19 protein-coding genes are annotated in these 17,634 nt (G+C 65.4%); 5 read left to right on the forward strand and 14 right to left on the reverse strand.

Annotated features, from left to right (window positions below; genetic code table 11):
* Positions 1-3: 3 nt before the first annotated feature.
* The gene (locus ACVWY5_RS19865; protein WP_028336448.1) at positions 4-429 is read right to left on the reverse strand and encodes a tautomerase family protein; all 426 of its coding nucleotides are present in this window, start codon (positions 427-429) and stop codon (positions 4-6) included.
* A gap of 112 nt (positions 430-541) precedes the next feature.
* Here ACVWY5_RS19865 and ACVWY5_RS19870 point away from each other — a divergent pair, with 112 nt between their 5' ends.
* Positions 542-1,399 (forward strand): LysR family transcriptional regulator, encoded by an 858-nt coding sequence (locus ACVWY5_RS19870; protein WP_028336449.1) that lies wholly within the window; start codon positions 542-544, stop codon positions 1,397-1,399.
* 18 nt (positions 1,400-1,417) lie between these two features.
* Here ACVWY5_RS19870 and ACVWY5_RS19875 read toward each other — a convergent pair whose 3' ends face one another.
* Genes ACVWY5_RS19875 through ACVWY5_RS19890 form a run of 4 tightly spaced genes read right to left on the reverse strand, consistent with a single transcriptional unit; the run spans position 1,418 to position 4,536 of the window.
* Positions 1,418-1,843: a hypothetical protein gene (locus tag ACVWY5_RS19875; RefSeq protein ID WP_028336450.1), complete on the reverse strand. Its 426-nt coding sequence runs from the start codon at positions 1,841-1,843 to the stop codon at positions 1,418-1,420.
* Between the two features lie 10 nt (positions 1,844-1,853).
* On the reverse strand, positions 1,854-3,290 hold the full coding sequence (locus ACVWY5_RS19880) for a TIGR01777 family oxidoreductase (protein ID WP_028336451.1): 1,437 nt from the start codon (positions 3,288-3,290) through the stop codon (positions 1,854-1,856).
* Positions 3,287-3,952: a DUF4166 domain-containing protein gene (locus tag ACVWY5_RS19885; protein WP_028336452.1), complete on the reverse strand. Its 666-nt coding sequence runs from the start codon at positions 3,950-3,952 to the stop codon at positions 3,287-3,289. Before ACVWY5_RS19885 ends, ACVWY5_RS19880 begins: the two co-directional genes overlap by 4 nt.
* 26 nt (positions 3,953-3,978) lie before the next feature.
* Positions 3,979-4,536, reverse strand: coding sequence for a GbsR/MarR family transcriptional regulator (locus tag ACVWY5_RS19890; protein WP_028336453.1), 558 nt, complete (start codon positions 4,534-4,536; stop codon positions 3,979-3,981).
* Positions 4,537-4,765: 229 nt separating this feature from the next.
* On the opposite strand from ACVWY5_RS19890, the gene ACVWY5_RS19895 reads away from it, so the two are divergent.
* Complete coding sequence (locus ACVWY5_RS19895) at positions 4,766-5,578, forward strand: class I SAM-dependent methyltransferase (protein WP_028336454.1); 813 nt, start codon at positions 4,766-4,768, stop codon at positions 5,576-5,578.
* A gap of 9 nt (positions 5,579-5,587) precedes the next feature.
* Here ACVWY5_RS19895 and ACVWY5_RS19900 read toward each other — a convergent pair whose 3' ends face one another.
* The 5 genes from ACVWY5_RS19900 to ACVWY5_RS19920 form a co-directional block, all read right to left on the reverse strand.
* Complete coding sequence (locus ACVWY5_RS19900) at positions 5,588-5,887, reverse strand: acylphosphatase (protein ID WP_028336455.1); 300 nt, start codon at positions 5,885-5,887, stop codon at positions 5,588-5,590.
* On the reverse strand, positions 5,884-6,750 hold the full coding sequence (locus ACVWY5_RS19905; protein ID WP_028336456.1) for an isocitrate lyase/PEP mutase family protein: 867 nt from the start codon (positions 6,748-6,750) through the stop codon (positions 5,884-5,886). Before ACVWY5_RS19905 ends, ACVWY5_RS19900 begins: the two co-directional genes overlap by 4 nt.
* A 106-nt stretch (positions 6,751-6,856) precedes the next feature.
* Positions 6,857-8,872 (reverse strand): acetyl-CoA carboxylase biotin carboxylase subunit, encoded by a 2,016-nt coding sequence (locus tag ACVWY5_RS19910; protein WP_431014771.1) that lies wholly within the window; start codon positions 8,870-8,872, stop codon positions 6,857-6,859.
* A gap of 197 nt (positions 8,873-9,069) precedes the next feature.
* Positions 9,070-9,306 carry a hypothetical protein gene (locus ACVWY5_RS19915; RefSeq protein WP_431014772.1) on the reverse strand — a complete coding sequence of 79 codons (237 nt, stop codon included), beginning with the start codon at positions 9,304-9,306 and terminating at the stop codon, positions 9,070-9,072.
* 23 nt (positions 9,307-9,329) lie between these two features.
* Complete coding sequence (locus ACVWY5_RS19920) at positions 9,330-9,530, reverse strand: hypothetical protein (protein WP_321177141.1); 201 nt, start codon at positions 9,528-9,530, stop codon at positions 9,330-9,332.
* A gap of 86 nt (positions 9,531-9,616) precedes the next feature.
* Here ACVWY5_RS19920 and ACVWY5_RS19925 point away from each other — a divergent pair, with 86 nt between their 5' ends.
* A complete protein-coding gene (locus tag ACVWY5_RS19925) occupies positions 9,617-10,396 on the forward strand; it encodes a thermonuclease family protein (protein ID WP_028337653.1) in 780 nt (259 codons plus the stop codon).
* Between the two features lie 91 nt (positions 10,397-10,487).
* Complete coding sequence (locus tag ACVWY5_RS19930; RefSeq protein WP_028337652.1) at positions 10,488-12,956, forward strand: PAS domain-containing hybrid sensor histidine kinase/response regulator; 2,469 nt, start codon at positions 10,488-10,490, stop codon at positions 12,954-12,956.
* Positions 12,957-12,975: 19 nt separating this feature from the next.
* On the opposite strand, the gene ACVWY5_RS19935 is transcribed toward ACVWY5_RS19930, so the two are convergent.
* The 4 genes from ACVWY5_RS19935 to ACVWY5_RS19950 form a co-directional block, all read right to left on the reverse strand.
* Entirely contained in the window at positions 12,976-13,272 is a 297-nt protein-coding gene (locus ACVWY5_RS19935; protein WP_016840471.1) for a septal ring lytic transglycosylase RlpA family protein, read from the reverse strand.
* 105 nt (positions 13,273-13,377) lie between these two features.
* On the reverse strand, positions 13,378-13,827 hold the full coding sequence (locus tag ACVWY5_RS19940; RefSeq protein WP_028337651.1) for a PPC domain-containing DNA-binding protein: 450 nt from the start codon (positions 13,825-13,827) through the stop codon (positions 13,378-13,380).
* Positions 13,828-13,908: 81 nt separating this feature from the next.
* Complete coding sequence (locus tag ACVWY5_RS19945) at positions 13,909-16,611, reverse strand: bifunctional diguanylate cyclase/phosphodiesterase (RefSeq protein ID WP_038377996.1); 2,703 nt, start codon at positions 16,609-16,611, stop codon at positions 13,909-13,911.
* 125 nt (positions 16,612-16,736) lie between these two features.
* The gene (locus tag ACVWY5_RS19950; RefSeq protein WP_028337649.1) at positions 16,737-17,231 is read right to left on the reverse strand and encodes an ArsI/CadI family heavy metal resistance metalloenzyme; all 495 of its coding nucleotides are present in this window, start codon (positions 17,229-17,231) and stop codon (positions 16,737-16,739) included.
* A 94-nt stretch (positions 17,232-17,325) separates the two neighbouring features.
* On the opposite strand from ACVWY5_RS19950, the gene ACVWY5_RS19955 reads away from it, so the two are divergent.
* Positions 17,326-17,553 (forward strand): hypothetical protein, encoded by a 228-nt coding sequence (locus ACVWY5_RS19955; protein WP_018272058.1) that lies wholly within the window; start codon positions 17,326-17,328, stop codon positions 17,551-17,553.
* Positions 17,554-17,634 lie beyond the last annotated feature (81 nt).

Raw genomic sequence — 17,634 nt, forward strand, 5'->3', positions numbered from 1 at the left:
GCTTCACGCCGCCTTCTGCGGCGCGACCTCGAGCTTGCCGGCGATGTAGCGGCGCTCCTGGGTGAGGCCACCGAAGCCGTAGGCGTCGCCCTTCACCTCATCGACATGGGCGTAGCTCTCGGTGTGGAGCGGCCCGAGCAATTCGCCCATCCGCTTGAACAGCGCCGCGAGATAGGCCGCCTTCTCGTCCTTGGTGTTGGTGCCCTCGGTGACGTGGATGTCGAGCCAGTAGCTCGCGAGCCCCTGCTCGGCGAGCGACTTGCCACCCGCGAACCAGTCGGCCGCATCGGCGGACTTCACAATGATCGCGGTGACCTTGGGATCCTTGTGCAGAATTCCGGCGGTCAGGTCCGACACGGCGGCGGCGATGTCGGATTTCAGCGACGGCCTCTCGCGCGAGGTCGCGTAGGTGACAGTGATGAGCGGCATGATCGGTCTCCTTGAATCCGGTTGGCGCGGGTCAATTGCGCCTCCTCTAACTAGACCTTCGCGCATCATCTTGGTATCTTATCTAGATTGATAGCAATGATAACGATCATTGATCATGACCACGCTCGATATCGACACCGTGCAGGCCTTCCTCCTGGTCGCCGAGCTGCAAGGCTTCACCCGCGCCGCCGAGGCGCTTGGCACCACGCAAGCGGCGATCAGCATGAAGTTGCAGCGGCTCGAAACGGTGCTGGGCAAGCGGCTGGTCGAGCGCTCGCCGCGCGCCGTGCGGCTGACCGCCGACGGCGCGGCCTTCCTGCAGCACGCCCGCGCGCTGATCGAGGTGCATGATCGCGCGCTGGCCGGCGAGAAGCCGGCGCGGCAGCAGCTCACGCTCGGGATCAGCGATCACGCCGCGGGCCCGGAGCTGGTGCGGCTGCTGGAGCGGCTGCACGCGATGGCCTCCCAGCTTGCCCTCTCCGTGACCATCGGCTTCTCGCGCGAAATGCTCGATGCTTACGATGGCGGCGAGCTCGACGCCGTGATCGTGCGCCAGGAGGGCAGCCGGCGCGGCGGCGAGAAGCTGACCGAGGACGAATTCGGCTGGTTCGCCGCCAAACGCTTCGTCTGGCCGCGCGGCGATGCGCTGCCGCTCGCGACCCTCGCCCCGCCCTGCGGCGTGCGCGCCCTCGCGGTGCGGGCGCTCGACAAGGCCGGCATCGCCTGGACCGAAGGCTTCGTCGGCGGCGGCGTCACCGCGGTGGTGGCGGCCGCGCTTGCAGGGCTTGCCGTCGCGCCCCTCGTCGGCCGGATTGCGCCGCCGGGCCTGGTCGATATCGGCCCTGCCCACAAGCTGCCGCGGCTCGGCACGTCGAAGGTGATGCTGCATTCCAAGGTCGGCGATGCCGCCAAGCTCGCGGCGCTCAGGACGCTGGCTGCGACGTTTCGGAGCGTGGCGTCTGCGGCATAGGTTGAACCTCGCAGCGGTTCACATCGAGTCTTCGCCTGTCGCCAGTTCGCACATGACGCACCAGTAGGTCAGGCCGGCGACAAGCCCGGCCACGACGAACAGGCAAACCAGTCCGGATGTCCAGACAGCCGGGGATCGTAGAAGGACAGTGATGCTCAACGCGCCGATCGCCGCGCCTGCGCAGGCGAAAAATCCCGCGGCCCTGATATGGAACTCCTCAGTGAACCAGACGACGATCGCAGTGGGAATTGCCGTGAGCAGACAAGTGATGATGAAGACCGCGGCCGACGGAAGCAGCATCACGACGATGCCGTAGAGCAGCCGCGCGACATCGCAGTGCGATGTCATCATCAGAACGGTCTGACCGACGGCGGAAATCACCGCGGTCGCGGCGCCACAGCCCGCAAGCCAACCTCCGAATGCACGGGAACAGGTGCTGCACATCGAGGCCTCCTCACAGGATCGCATCGAGCGCGCTGCGCAAGGTTTCGTGCCGGAACACAAAGCCGTTGCTCAGCGCCTTGTTCGGCAGCACGCGTTGGCCGCCGAGCAAGAGCTCGTCGGCGAAGTCGCCACCAACGGCGCGGAGCAGCGCCGCCGGCACGCGGAAGATCGCCGGCCGGTGCAGACGGCGTCCGAGCTCCTCGGTGAATTTCGTGTTGGTCACCGGGATCGGCGCGGTCGCGTTGACAGGACCGGACAGTTCAGGTCTCACAATCACATGCGCGATCAGACGCACGAGGTCGTCGCGCTCGATCCACGACATCCACTGCTTGCCCGAGCCGAGCGGGCCGCCGAGGCCGAACTCGAACGGCGTCAGCATCCGCGTGATGAAGCCGCCATCGGTGCCGACCACGAGACCGATGCGCAAATATGCCACCCGCACGCCGTGATCCGCGGCCGGCTTCGCCGCATGCTCCCAGGCCTCGCACAATTCGTGACTGAAGCAGGTATGGGATTTCGCCGACTCCGTCAGCACCTGGTCCTGCCAGAGCCCGTACCAGCCGATCGCGGAGCCGCTCACGAGTACCGACGGCTTACGTTCGAGGCGCGCGATCAGCTTGACCACATCAGACGTCATGTCGATACGTGAGGCGATGATCTTGTGGCGCTTGGCCTCGGTCCACAGGCCGTTGCCGATCGGCTCGCCCGCGAGGTTGACGATGGCGTCGATCCCGGAGTCGGCGGGCAATTGGTCGAGGCTCGTGATCAGCGTCACCGGCGGCGGCAGCATGTCGGCCTTTGCCGGATCGCGGATCAACGCAATCACCTGATGGCCGGATGCGGTGAGGCTCGCGACCAGGCGGCTGCCGATGAAGCCGGTGGCGCCGGTGACGAGCACGGTCTGCCGCGCCGGCAATTTCTCGACCAGCGTCGCGGCCGGCACTCTGGCCATCCGTCCGAGGCGTCTGGCCGCGGCAAAGTCGCGCGCGCCGAACAGCGCGGCGCCGAAGGCCGCAGCCGTCGCGAACAGACTTAAGGGACCCGCATAGGCCGGCGCGACGGCGGTCGGCAGCATCGCCCAGCCGATCAGGACCGGCACCAGCAGCACGAGGATGGCGCCGTAATTGATCGCCAGCAGCGTGTGATTGATCCGCTCGCTCGGCGGCAGCTTTCGGCTCAGATCCTCCTCGACGAAATCCATCAAGGTGATGACGACCTCGACGACGAGGACGGCCATGATCGCGATCGCAAGGATGCCGTGCACTTGCAGCCAGCCGAGCACGAGAAACAGCAGCGCATAGAGCATGTTGCGCACGCTGTGCAGCTGGAGCTCGTGGCGCTGCGAGGGACGCCAGGCCAGCCGCTCGGTGAATTCGTGGTGATAGAATGTATCGAATGCGCCCATCGCAATCTGGATGGCGACAAGCGTCCAAAGCAGCGGCGTCATGGCGTGGCCTCCCTGAACACGGCGGACTGACGGATCAGCCGGCCGAAACGCGGGTGGATGATCTCCAGCGTGAAGCGGAAGTCACCGCAGCCGAGATCGGAATGGGTCACGGTGAGATCGCCCGGCGTAAGCCATTCGGGCAGCGGCAGGCGAAACGGACCGAGTTGCAGCGAATAGCCGACGCTGCGAAACACCAGCGCCTCGTGCTCGACCGCGATCCGCAGCGCCATGCTGACGCCGAAGCCGACATATTCCTCGAGCCCGGTGGAACCGGCAAAGCGCTTGGCGGAATGAATCACCTGCGGGAAGCCGTCGCGGCGCGCGCAGATGCGGGTCCAGACCTGGCCGCCGCTTGCCGCGTCCTCGGTGACGGTGACGATCATCGGCACGCGCGTTTCGGTACCGGTCGGGAATGGTCCGCCGATCAGCCGTGCGGCCTGCGCCAGCCACCAGCCGATGCGGCTGCACGCGGCTTCCTCGACCTCGCCAACGTAAACGACGGTGTTGCCGTCTTCAAACCGTTTCGAGAAGCGCCGCCAGATCGCAACCGGCAGGCGACCCCAATCCTCGTCCGACAGCAATGCGCGGAAGCGATGGTCGTCGAGCAGCTTTGTATCGGAAGCCGGCGCTGTCTTTAAGGTGGATATCCTTGCTGACGCCATCGCACACTCCCGTTACGCCGCCGCCTTTATTTGGCCCTGCCCGTGGGCAGGAAACTCACGATCTTCTCGCCGAGCTTGATCAGCGCGACCAGGCGCGGCCGCGGCACGTTCAGCATCTGCGTGTACCAGCGGTCGACCAGTTCGGTGAATGTCAGCATCTCCTTCAGCCGCTTGCTCGCGAGCGGGCTGATCGCGGGATCGTCGGCCGCGTCGGAGACGCAGGCGCGCAGCGCTGCAAGCGCGGGATCGATCTCGCGCTCCTTGCGCCCCGCCGCGATCTTGGCCGCGACCTCCCAGATGTCGGTCTCGGCCTCGAAGTGGTCGCGGCGGTCGCCAAGGATCGGCACCCGCCGGATCAATCCCCAGGACAACAGCTCCTTGATCGAGTTGGAGACGTTGGAGCGCGCCATGCCGAGGGTGTCGGCGATGTCCTCCGCCGTCATCGGCGCCTCGGCGAGGTAGAGCAACCCGTGGATCTGGCTGACCGAGCGGTTGACGCCCCATTCGTCGCCCATGTCGCCCCAATGCAGAATGAAGCGCTCGACGACGGCGGGAAGTTTTTTCTTGGCGGTTGTTTCTGTCATGACAGAAATATCAGATAGTTCGGAGCAGAAGTCAAGGCTGGCTATACGGTCCACGACGGCGCACGAGACATGCCAGGTCTCCTGACCTATCCGCGCCCCGGCGAATGCCGTGCGTCACAGGTGAGGAGTTTTCCTTTGTGGCCCCCGCGCTCTTCGTCCAAGCTGATCCGCGGGGATGATTGGGCCGTGCACCGGGTTGCCCGCGTCGCGGCCGCAAGGGAGATTGCGCATGCCAGCGTCCGACAAGGAGTTCGTTGGGTCCATTCCAGAGCTTTACGACCGGCTCCTCGTGCCGATGATTTTCGAACCCTACGCACGCGATCTGGCGCAACGCGCCAAGGCTCTTGGCCCGCGCCACCTGCTTGAGACGGCAGCCGGCACCGGCGCCGTGACCCACGCGCTGTCGTCCGTGCTCGGCAGCGACACCAGGATCGTGGCGACCGACCTGAATGAGCCGATGCTCGAACGAGCGAAGTCACAGATGCCAAGCGGGACCGCAATCACCTGGCGGCAGGCCGATGCACTGAACCTGCCGTTCGACAATGCGAGCTTCGACGTCGTCGCCTGCCAATTCGGCGCGATGTTCTTCCCCGACAAGCCCAAGGGTTATTCGGAGGCGCGCCGTGTGCTGAAGCCGGGCGGCCGTTTCCTGTTCAACATGTGGGGTCGCATCGAAGACAACGAGTTTGCCGACGTGGTGACCCAGGCATTGGCGGAGGTCTTTCCGGCCGATCCCCCGCGCTTCCTGGCGCGCACGCCTTATGGCCACTACGCGGCCGACCCGATCCGGGCCGACCTTGCAGCCGCGGGCTTCAGCAAGATTGAGATCGACGACGTCCGGCTGCAAAGCCGGGCCAATGCGCCTCATGATCCTGCGATCGGCTTTTGCCAGGGATCACCGTTACGCGGCGAGATCGAGGCGCGCGGCGGTATCGGCCTTGATGCTGCGACCGAGCACGCCGCGTCGGCGATCGCGCGCCGCTTCGGCAACGGCGCGATCGAAGGCCGGATTCAGGCGCTGGTGATCTCAGCGGTCGCGTAACGACGCGCTTCAGATCGTGGGCAGGACCGAGAACCGCTCCCCTGCCCGGCGCTGGTTCAAAAGATCGGAATTGCCAGATGCGGCGTGCACGGCAGCGACGCGCGCCGAGAACGGACCGCGGCCACATGCCGTGATCATTTCAGTGACGACGTCGTCGGGGCCGGCGAACACCGCCTCGACGCTGCCGTCACGGCGGTTGCGGACCCAGCCTTCGAGGCCACGCGCGTTTGCCTGCTCGTCGACCCAGGCGCGATAACCGACGCCCTGGACGCGGCCGCTGATGGTGACGTGGCGGATCACGCCGCTCATTTCTTCAGACCGAGGAACTCGCCGCCGCGCGCCTTGGTCTCCGCCTCGCGCATGACGCGGCCGGTCAGTTCGGCTGAGGCAATGCCCTTGAGGTTCTTCGGCGAGGTGCCTTCGCGCAGCGCCTTCAGCGTCTCGTAGACGGCCTGGGTTGCGGCCGCGAATGGCGCGTGGCCTTGCAGCGCGATCCTGACGCGCTGGCTTGCCAGATAGTCGAGCGCGGTCATCTCCTCCGGCGCGCCGCCGAGCACGATCGGCAGCGTCGTCGCGGCCGAGAGCGCCTCCAGCTCGCCGCGCGACTTGATTCCGGTGAAGAACAAGCCATCGACGCCGACCGACTCATAGGCCCTGGCGCGTGCGATCGCATCGTCGAGACCGGTGATCGAGACGGCGCCGGTCCGGCCCAGGATGATGAGCGACGGATCGCTGCGGCCGTCAAGCGCCGCCTTCATCTTGCCGACGCCTTCCTCCAGCGAGATCAGCTGGGTCTTGGCCTGGCCGAACGCCTGCGGCAGCAGCGTGTCCTCGATGGTGAGGCCGGCCGCGCCGGCGGCCTCCACCTCCTGAACCGTGCGGCGGACATTGAGCGCGTTGCCGTAACCGTGGTCGGCATCGACCAGCACCGGCAGCGTCGACGCACGCGACATGCGGCGTATCTGCTCGGCGAACTCGGTCAGCGTGATCAGCGCAACATCGGGATCGCCGAGCACGGCAAGCGACGCCACCGAGCCGCCGAACATGCCGAGCTCGAAGCCGAGATCTTCCGCAATCCGGATCGAGGTCGCGTCATAGACCGAGCCCGGGCGGATGCAGATTGATCCGTTGAGAATCGATCGCAGGGCTTCGCGGCGTTTGCGGAAGGCCATGATGTGTCTCCATCAACGTCATTGCGAGGAGCGAAGCGACGAAGCAATCCATCTCTCATCATATGAGGCTAGATGGATCGCTTCGCTGGCGCTCGCAATGACGGTGCTAAGCGAACTCCAGGATCAGCGCGTCGACCGCGAGCGTGGCGCCGGCGGCGGCGTGGATCTTCTTGACCGTGCCGTCACGCTCGGCGCGCAGCACGTTCTGCATCTTCATGGCTTCGACCACCGCGAGCGTCTCGCCGGCCTTGATCTCTTGCCCCTCGGTCACCGCGATCGACACCACGAGACCGGGCATCGGGCACAGCAACTTCTTGCCGGTGTCGGCGGCCGAGACTACCGGCATCAACCGCGCCGAGGTCGCCTCGGTCTCGGTGAAGACATAGACCGGGACCTCAAAGCCCTGATGCGCGAGGCGGAAGCCGTTGTTGATCGACCGCACCTGGACGGCGACAAAGTTGCCGTCGATGGTGCCCTGCCAGACCGGCTCGCCCGGCACCCAGCCCGACACCAGATTGTGCGGATTGCCAGGGAGCCCGTCGGCGGCAATGAAGCGCACCGCGATGGCGTCACCCTCGCGGGCGACATCGAGCGCGATCTCGGCGTGGTCGAGCCACACCGCGCGGCGGCGCTCGCGCAGCACCACGCGGCCGCCCATCTGGCCGGAGATCTGCCGCTTGCGCTCGCCCAGCACGTGGTCGATGGCAGCGCCAACCGCGGCCAGCCGCCGCGCGATCTCGCCCTCGGGCGCGCGCGCCGAAAATCCCTTGGGGAATTCTTCCGCGATAAAGCCGGTCGAGAGCCGGCCCTCGCGCCAGCGCGGATGGTTCATCAAGGCCGACAGGAACGGAATGTTGTGCCGGATGCCGTCGACATAGAACGCGTCGAGCGCGGTCGCCTGCGCCTCGATCGCCGCGGCGCGCGACGGGGCGTGGGTGACGAGCTTGGCGATCATCGGATCGTAATGGATCGAGATCTCGCCGCCTTCCTGCACGCCGGTGTCGTTGCGGATCGTGATGCCGTCATGGCTGGCCTCGGCCGGCGGACGGTATTTCACCAGGCGCCCGATCGACGGCAGGAAGTTGCGGAACGGATCCTCGGCATAGACGCGGGATTCCACCGCCCAACCGGTCAGCGTCACGTCCTTCTGCGCGATCGCGAGCTTCTCGCCGGCCGCGACGCGGATCATCTGCTCGACGAGGTCGATGCCGGTGATCAATTCGGTGACGGGATGCTCGACCTGCAGGCGGGTGTTCATCTCCAGGAAGTAGAAGCTCTTGTCCTGGCCGGCGACGAATTCCACGGTGCCGGCCGAATCGTAGTTCACCGCCTTCGCCAGCGCGACCGCCTGCTCGCCCATCTTGCGGCGGGTGGTCTCATCGAGCAGCGGGGACGGCGCCTCCTCGATGACCTTCTGGTTGCGGCGCTGGATCGAGCACTCGCGCTCGCCGAGATAGATCACATTGCCGTGCTTGTCGCCGAGCACCTGGATCTCGATGTGCCGGGGATCGACGATGAATTTCTCGATGAAGACGCGGTCGTCGCCGAACGACGACTTCGCCTCGGCCTTGGCGAGGTTGAAGCCTTCGGCGACTTCCGCCTTCGAATGCGCGATGCGCATGCCTTTGCCGCCGCCGCCGGCGGAGGCCTTGATCATCACGGGGTAGCCGATCTCGTCGGCGATCTGGACGGCGTGCTTGTCGTCCTCGATGACGCCGAGATGACCTGGCACGGTCGAGACCTTCGCCTTCGCCGCGGCCTTCTTGGATTCGATCTTGTCGCCCATCGCGGCGATGGCACCGGGGTTCGGGCCGATGAAGACGATGCCGGCGGCTTCCAGCGCGCGCGGAAACGCCTCGCGCTCGGACAGGAAGCCGTAGCCCGGATGCACCGCCTGCGCGCCGGTCTTGCGGCAAGCCTCGACGATCTTGTCGATCAAAAGATAACTCTCGGCCGCGGCGGGCGGGCCGATCAACACGGCCTCATCGGCTATCTCGACATGCAGCGCGTCGCGGTCGGCCTCGGAGTAGACGGCAACCGTCTCAATCCCCATACGGCGCGCAGTCTTGATGACCCGGCAGGCGATCTCGCCGCGGTTGGCGATCAGGATTCGTTTGAACATGCTCTTCTTGCTTGGGCGTTTCCGGACTTCGAATTGTCCATTTGGCAGGATTCCTCCCCGCGCAATCTGGCACGGGCGATTGGGCGTAACCACTCCGTTGGTACAGCAAATTGCCCCGGAGGCAACGGTCTAATGCAGACCCTGCCCGCTGCCCGGCCAGTCCATGGTCAGTCCTCGGCGGTAGCCCGAGGGGTATTTCAGCCCGAATAGGTCTTGAAGCGGCCACGCGAATGAGCCTTCGCGACGGCCTTCATCAACTCGCTGACCTCGTTCTCCAGGAATTCATTGGCCACGATCAGCGCCCGGATGGTGGCGCGCAAATTCCCGCCGCAGGCGGAAATGGCCTGATCGACAGCGGCTTCCAGCCCGTCATCGTCGTCAGATTCGGGCCGTGCAGACATGATGGGGTATCCGGGATTCAGGTGGCGCGCCATGTTCCTATTTTGTTCTCATCAAGTCAATTGGATCTTTGATCGGGCGCGGTCTCCTGGGCCGTCTTTCTCTTCCGCCGCCAGCGCGCGAGGCCATGCAGGGTCCAGATGTCGGTGACGATTTCGGCGAGGACATTGATGATGAACTCGGCCATGCACATCCCTTCAATGGCACTGTCCGGCCGTTCTACGTCGCGGAATGCCGATCGGGACGTGACGGTGCGCACGCCCCCACTCGCGAACAGTCCTTGGTTGGATCGTACCGGCTTGTGCTAGAAGTTCGGCTGCCCGCCAAATATCTGAAGTTGAGAAAATGCGGTTTCGAAATCCGGTCGCCACGACGCTTCTCCTGGCCTTCCTGTCTGCAACCACCAGCCCGACTGCAACCGCAGGCCCCACGGCCACTGCGGTCGTCAAGGACGCCGGCACCGTTCAGCTCGGCAACACGACCTATCGGCTCGACGGCATCGACGCGCCGGCGGTCGATCAGCTCTGCATCGACGAGCACGCCGACGTCTGGACCTGCGGGATCGAGGCGCGCGACCAGCTGACCAGGCTGATCGGCGGCAAGCCAATTCACTGCGACGATATCGGCGTCGATCCGACCTTCAAGAAGCGCCGCCTCGGCGTCTGCAAGATCGAGGGCGATCCGACCAGCCTCAGCCAGGTGCTGGTCCAGAAGGGCTACGCCCTCAATGTCGAGGGGTCGGCCACTGGCCGATTCAAGCCGGATGAAGCCACCGCCAAGGACAATCGCGCCGGGCTCTGGAAGGGCTGCTTCGTGGCGCCGCGCGATTTTCGTACGGCCAGGAAGGATGGCGCCCTGCTCGGCAACGCCTGCCCCGCCGACCGTGACACGCAGATCCGCAATGCGCTCTTCCCCGACGACCTGCCGATGCCGGCCAGCTGCAACATCAAGGGCAAATACGCCGTGCGCGCCCGCGTCACCGGCAATGTCGGCATCTACCACCTGCAGGCGTGCCGCAGTTACCCGGGCCTCGGCAATCCGGATCGCTGGTTCTGCTCCGAAGAGGATGCACAGGCGGCCGGGTTCCGCCGGGCCTATAATTGCCGTCCGCCAAAATCCAAATGAAGAACCAGTGAAGGGCAAGTGATCGCGATAAATCAAGCTGGCAAAGCCGCCTCGTCCTGTGTGAGACTGCACCGAGAGGTTGCCGGCGCGTATGACCCCATCCGATCCCGCTGATGTGCTTCCCGAAGCTGCGGCAGCCGAACGGCTGCGGCAGCATCTCGAGGAGATCGCGCGCGAACGCGATCGCGCCCATCGCGAGCTCCAGGAGCGCGAGGCGGAGCTTGCGCGGATCCAGCGCATCGCGCGGGTCGGCGGACTCGAGATCGATTTCCGCGACGGCGTGCGCAACCGCCGCTCTCCCGAATATCTCCTGGTGCATGGGCTGCCGCCCGAAGAGGTCAACGAGACCTATGAGAACTGGGTCGCGCGCATCCACCCCGAGGATCGCGAGCGCACGATCCGGCACCTGTTCGGCGTGCTCAAGGCCGGCGGCGAAGACTACACGGCCGAATACCGCATCATCCGCCCGAACGACGGCGAGAGCCGCTGGATCCGCGTCGTCGCCAAGATCGAGCGCGACCGCAGCGGCCGTGCGCTGCGGCTGGTCGGCGCCGATCTCGACGTCACCGATCAGATGCTGGCGCAGAAGACCCTGCGCGAGAGCGAGGAGCGCTTCCGCCTGATCGCCGACAGCGCGCCGGTGCCGATCTGGGTGACCAAGCTCGACCGCACCCGCTCCTTTGCCAACCAGGCCTATCTCGACTTCCTTGGACTGCCGTTCGAGGAAGCGATCGTGTTCGACTGGCGCAAGGCGCTGCATCCGGATGACCTGCCGCAAATCCTGCAGGAGCAGATCACCGGCGAGCTCTCGCTGAAGCCGTTCGTGCTCGAGGCCCGCTATCGGAACGCCGCAGGCGATTGGCGCTGGCTGCGCTCGGAATCGCAGCCGCGCTGGGACCCGAACGGCAAGCACATCGGCTTCATCGGCGTCGCCCACGACATCACGGCGGCCAAGGAAGCCGAGATCGAGCTTCGCAAGCTCAACGAGTCGCTGGAGCGGCGCATCCTGGAGCGCACCGCGCAGCTCGAATCCCGCGAAGCGCAGACGCGCGCGATCCTGGAAACCAGCCATCAATACCAGATGCTGCTCAACCGCGATGGCGGCCTGCTCTACACCAACCAGACGGCGCTGGCCGGCATCTGTACCGATGCGGCCGACGTCGTCGGCAAGCCGTTCTGGGACACGCCGTGGTTCGCCGCGACCGAGGGCATGCCGCGCGTGATCCAGAATGCCTTCGCGACCGTGATGCGCGGCGAGGAAGTCAAGATCGAGATGCAGCTGCGCCTGCCGATCGGCGAGCGCTATTTCGATTTCGCGATGCGGCCGCTGCAGGACCAGCACGGCACCATTGTCGGCGCCGTGCCGGAGGCCGTCGACATTAGCGAACGGCGGCGCGGCGAGGAAGCCCTGCGGCAATCGCAGAAGATGGAAGCGGTCGGCCAGCTCACCGGCGGCGTCGCGCACGATTTCAACAACCTGCTCACCATCATCCGCTCCGCGACCGACTTCCTGCGCCGCCGCGATCTGCCGGATGACCGGCGCCGCCGCTATATCGATGCGATCTCCGAGACCGTGGAGCGGGCCTCCAAGCTCACCGCCCAGCTATTGGCATTCGCGCGCAGGCAACCGCTCAATCCGGAAGTGTTCAATGTCGGCACGCAGGTCGACAGCGTGACGCAGCTGATCCGCCCGCTAGTCGGCGCGCGGATCCACATCGAGGTCAGGATCGAGGATCCCGACTGCTTTGCGATCGCCGATATCGGCCAGTTCGAGACCGCGCTACTCAATCTCGCGGTCAACGCCCGCGATGCCATGAGCGGCGAAGGCCAGCTGACGATCGGCGTCCGGAAGGTCAAGAATATCCCCGCCCTGCGCGCCCAGGCCTCGCGCAGCGGCGATTTCGTCACGGTCTCGATCCAGGACACCGGCACCGGCATCTCGCCGGAAAATCTCGACGCGATCTTCGAGCCGTTCTTCACGACCAAGGAGGTCGGCAAGGGAACGGGTCTCGGATTGAGCCAGGCCTTCGGCTTCGTCAAGCAATCCGACGGCGACATCGAGGTCACCTCTACGCCCGGGCACGGTGCGACCTTCACCATCTATCTGCCGCAGGCGATGCGCCCGGCGGACGCCAAGGTCGCAGCCCGCGCGGGCACCGAGCAGGCTTCGATCGGCCGCGGCTATCGCGTCCTCGTGGTGGAGGACAACGACGATGTCGGCCAGTTCTCCACCGAGCTGCTCGAGGATCTCGGCTATTCGGTCAAGCGCGCGGCCAATGCCAATGCCGCGCTCTCGATCCTCTCGGAGAACGAATTCGCCGCCGACCTGGTGTTCTCCGACGTGATCATGCCGGGCATCAACGGCGTCGAGCTCGCCGGAATCATCCGCGATCGCTTTCCCGGTCTGCCGGTGGTGCTGACCAGCGGCTACAGCAATGTGCTCGCCGAGAACGCGCACAGCGGCTTCGAGCTGATCCAGAAACCCTATTCGGTCGAGGCGCTCTCGCGGACGCTCCGCAAGGCGATCGCCGAACAGCGGGCGACCGCTTCCAAGCCCTGATCCTGCCGCCGGCCGCGCTCTACTGGATCACGACATGTGCGACGCCGAGCTGAAGGATGCCGAGCGCGCGGGCCGCCGTGGTCGACACATCGATGATCCGTCCACGAACGAACGGGCCCCGGTCGTTGACGCGGCACCGGATCGATTTTCCCAGATACGAGACGGTGATCATGCTGCCGAATGGCCGCTTGCGATGCGCGCAGGTCATCTCGCCACTCCTGCCGATGCCACGATAATAAGACGCAAGGCCACTCTCTGCGTTTGCCATGCACGAGGCAAACAGCAGCATGGCCGCGGACGTTGCTGCGGTTTTCATTGATCGCCTGCCGGTCGAGCCCCGCAAGGGAACGCGGTTCCACGATTTCGGTTCCGCGCCTCAGCGTCGGCAGGTCGGTTTTTAGGAACTTTTCGGCGGAAAGCGTCAGGCGGTCGCGGCGGGATCGATCAGGGCAATGCCGAGCTCGGGCCGCTTCCGCCGGCGAAGCCTGGCGGGGGCTTCCGTGACCACAACCTCCAGCGTCGGCCGAACGATGCCGGCAAGCAGATGGCCGCCGCGTGTCGATCCATCCGACAGTCCGAGCACGATGTGAATATGCAGGCTGGCCTTGCCGTCGTCGCCGGTCGCGATATCGCCGATCGCGCACAGCACCTCGCATTGCTCGTTGATCTCGATCTTCCGGTAGCTCTTGGATGTGAAATCGAACCAGCCGACGGTTGCCCGCTCGAACGCGCCGATCGCGGTGAGCGATGCCGCCGTCACCTTCGCATCATTGGCGAACTTCGTCAGCGCGCCGAACGCTTCCTCGCCGCTATCGAGCACGACGACGTGAACCTGCGCGCTGGGCGCATCGGACACGAGTTTGCTTTTCATGGACCGCCTCGCCTCTCAAGAGCTTCCACTCTCAATCGGAGACGGCGACGATTGTTCCTGACGGACCGGATCGGCAGGCGCTCAGGCAGCGACGCAATCGGCCGCGAGCAGCGTCCGCAGGTCCCGCGCAGGAACCGGCCTGCTGAACAGGTAGCCCTGCATCTGCGTGCAGCCGAGCATCTGCACGGTGTCGCGCTGCTGATCGGTCTCGACGCCCTCGGCGGTGGTGATCATGTTGCGGTCGGCTGCGATCGAAACCACGGCGCGGATGATCGAGGCCGAGCCGCTGTTGCGGGTCACTTCCTTGACGAAGCTGCGGTCGATCTTGATCTTGTCGAACGGGAAGCGTTGCAGATATTGCAGCGACGAGTATCCGGTGCCGAAATCATCGAGCGCAATGTGGACACCGAGCGCGCGGAGCTGGCCGAGCGTGACCAGCGCCGCATCGTCGTCGGCGATCAGCACCGCCTCGGTGATCTCGAGCTCGAGCCGGCGCGGGTCGAGCCCGCTCTCGGCAAGCGCATTCGCAACCTTCAGCGCTAGCGTCTCCGACTTGAACTGGATCGGCGAGACGTTGACCGCGACGCGCACATGCGCCGGCCAGGCTGCCGCCTCGGTGCAGGCGGTGCGCAGCACCCACTGCCCGATCTCCTCGATCAGCCCGGTCTCCTCGGCAACCGGTATGAACTCCGTCGGCGAGATCATGCCGCGCATGGGGTGCCGCCAGCGCAGCAACGCCTCGCAGCCGGTTACCTCGTCGCTGCGCAGATCGACCAGCGGCTGGTAGTGCAGCTCGAAGCCGCCCTCGGCCAGCGCGGTGCGTAAATCGGCCTCCAGCGCGCGGCGCAGATTGGCCTGCGCCTCCATCGCCGGATCGAAGAAGCGATGGGTCCTGCGGCCCGCCGCCTTGGCGGCGTACATCGCAAGGTCGGCACATTTGAGCAGGCGAAACAGATCGGAGCCGTGACGCGGGGCGATCGCAATGCCGATGCTGGCGTCGCTCGACAAATGATGGCCGAGGCAGTCGAACGGCGTGCGCAGCGACTGATAGACGCGTGCGACCAGGTCGCCGACGTCGTCGTCCGAGGTGATGTCGTGCTGGACGATCGCGAACTCGTCGCCGCCGAGCCGCGCGATGAAGTCGCTCGACCCGACCGACTGGCGCAACTTCTCGGCGACGCGCCGGAGAAATTCATCGCCGATCAGATGGCCCAGCGTGTCGTTGATCCGCTTGAACTCGTCGATATCGATGTAATGGATGGCGAACTCGCGCGTGGCGGCCTCGAGCAGCAGCCCTTCCGCGTGGCGCTGGAACAGCGTCCTGTTCGGCAGATTGGTCAGCGCATCGTAATGCGCGAGATACTCGATCCGCGCCTGCGCACGCCGCCCGTCGGTGACGTCCTCGAGCGTGGTGGCCCAGCCGCCGTCGGGCGCACGCTTGTAGATCAGGCGGATGCTGCGACCGTCCGGCGTCATGATCACGGAGTCCCGGACCTCGTCGCCCTTCGGATTGGTGAAGCGGGCGCAGTACTCGTCGACGTCGCCGACAAACGAGCCGATCGCCTGGCGATGCAGGATCAGGTCGCGCAGATGGCAGCCCGGCCTCGCGACATCGGGCGAAAGGCCGAACATGTCGATATATTGCTGGTTGCAGATCACGAGCCGCGCCGAGTCGTCGAACAGCAGCAGCCCCTGCGTCATGGTATTGATGGCGGTGTCGAGGTGCTGGCTCTTCTCGGACAGCCTGCGGCTTGCCGCATCGTGCTGCCGCTGCAACTGGCGGACGATCAGGAAGACCGCGAAGCTGATGATCAGCACCGCCAACACGGCCGCGCAGAATTGCAGTTTGGTCTGGGTGCGCCAGTCCTCCAGCGCGCTCGAATTTTTTGTGGTGGCGAGGATCAGGATTGGAAAATGCGACAGCGATCTGACCGCGCCGACGTTCTCCTCACCCGAAGCGCCAACGAACCGTCCCGACGTGTTGCCGCCAAAGCTGATGACCTTCTGGAACACCGGCAGGTTGATGATGTTGCGGCCGATCACGCTGGCATCCTGCGGATAGCGCGCGATGATGGTGCCGTCGCGATGGATCATCGAAATCACAGTGTCGCCGCTCAGTGCCAGCGAGGCGACGAAATCCTCGAAATGGCTCGGCTCGACGCCGCGGCTCGCAAAGCCGATGATCTCGCCGTTGCGCCCGGTGATCTTGCGCGCAAAGATCGTGGTCCAGTTGCCGGTCACCTTGCTCATTGCGGGCTCGACGATGACAGGAGACGTTGGCCGTCCCGAGGTGAACTCCTGGAAATAGCGCCGGTCCGCAACGCTGATGTCGGGCACCGGCCACATCTCGGATGAGTTGATCAGCCATCCCTTGGCGTTGAACAGATTGAGCCCGCCGACATGCGGCAGCGCCGCCAACCGCGTGCGCAGCATCTCGTGCGCGCTCAGGAGCGACATGTTCTTTTCGAACTGATCGGCGGTCTCGACCTGCTCGGCCCGCAGGTAATTCACAATGTCGTCGTGGACATGCTGGAGATCTGTAAGCTGCTGGTCGAAATGCCGCGACAGCAGCAGCGCGGTGTTGTTGAGCTCGCGCTCGGACATCTCCAGCGCGCGCTCGCGAAACTGCAGCGCGAGATAGCCGGTGCCAAGCGTGATGGCGAGCACCAGCAGCGCGGCGCTCAAGACGAGCCACTGAATCGCGCCCATCCTGCTGGCGCGCAACACACCCTTGATCGACAGCCGCCGGTATTCCGGCACGCTGCTCGTTGAGACAACCGACATTTTCCTGCCCCTGTGGATGCCCTTGTACGGGAACACAACCCAAGGGGTGGTTAGGAAAATCAGTTATCGGGCGGTTAAGGCCAGTGTGGACTCGCGCAGAACCGGTCCCCTCGGCCGCTCCATGCTCACGAGCTGCAGCAAGCCGACGCCCCCGGGCGGCGTGACCTCTGGCTGTGGGCGCAGCACGCGCTCTGTTTGCCTTCCTGTTTCTCGTGCGCGACACGCGCGGTCCGGTCGCCGGTGCCGTCGCCATAGACGATGCTCTCACCGGTCGTGTGGAACGTCTCCCACGCGATCCCCGCGGGATCGTCGATCCACGACTTCTCCGACTTGGCATAGCAGCACACCGTCTGGCCCTGCTCGATGACCTCGCCGCCGGCCTTGCGCAGCCGTCCGTACACCTCGCCGAGCTCTTCAGCGCTCTCGACCTGAATGCCGAGGTGGTCGAGGCCCGGTTCGCGGCCGCGGCTCGAGATCGCGAAGTTGACGCGGGGATCGTCGAGCATCCATTTGGCATAGTCTGATTTCACGACCGTCGGCTCGGCCCCGAACAGCGCCGAGTAGAAGCCGACCGATTGCGGGACATCCTTGACAGCGACGTGAACATGCATGCGCTTCATGGGGCAGTCCTTTCAGGGCGGCGGCGCTGGATGGATATTCCATCCCAAGCATGCTCAGATATCAACAGCGTTACAACAGGAGTTCCGCTGCGGAATGGATGCGCTGACGCTGTTCGGGTTATTCGCCGTGACCATGATGCTCGTCTGCTATGCGGCCGAAGATCGCAGCCCCTGGTTCATCCTGGCCTTCGCCGTCTCCTGCGCGCTCGGCTCGGCCTACGGTTTCCTGCAGGGCGCCTGGCCGTTCGGCCTCGTCGAAGCGATCTGGGCGGTCGTCGCGGCGCGCCGATGGCTGCTGCGCCGAACCGCAGACAGCGCGTAACGTTATAGTATCCGCGGCCAATCTGTCGCGGACCCGAACTTGAATGCGCGCGGGCACGGCGCTAAGTAGACCCCATGGACG

Source organism: Bradyrhizobium sp. USDA 3256, assembly GCF_054058275.1.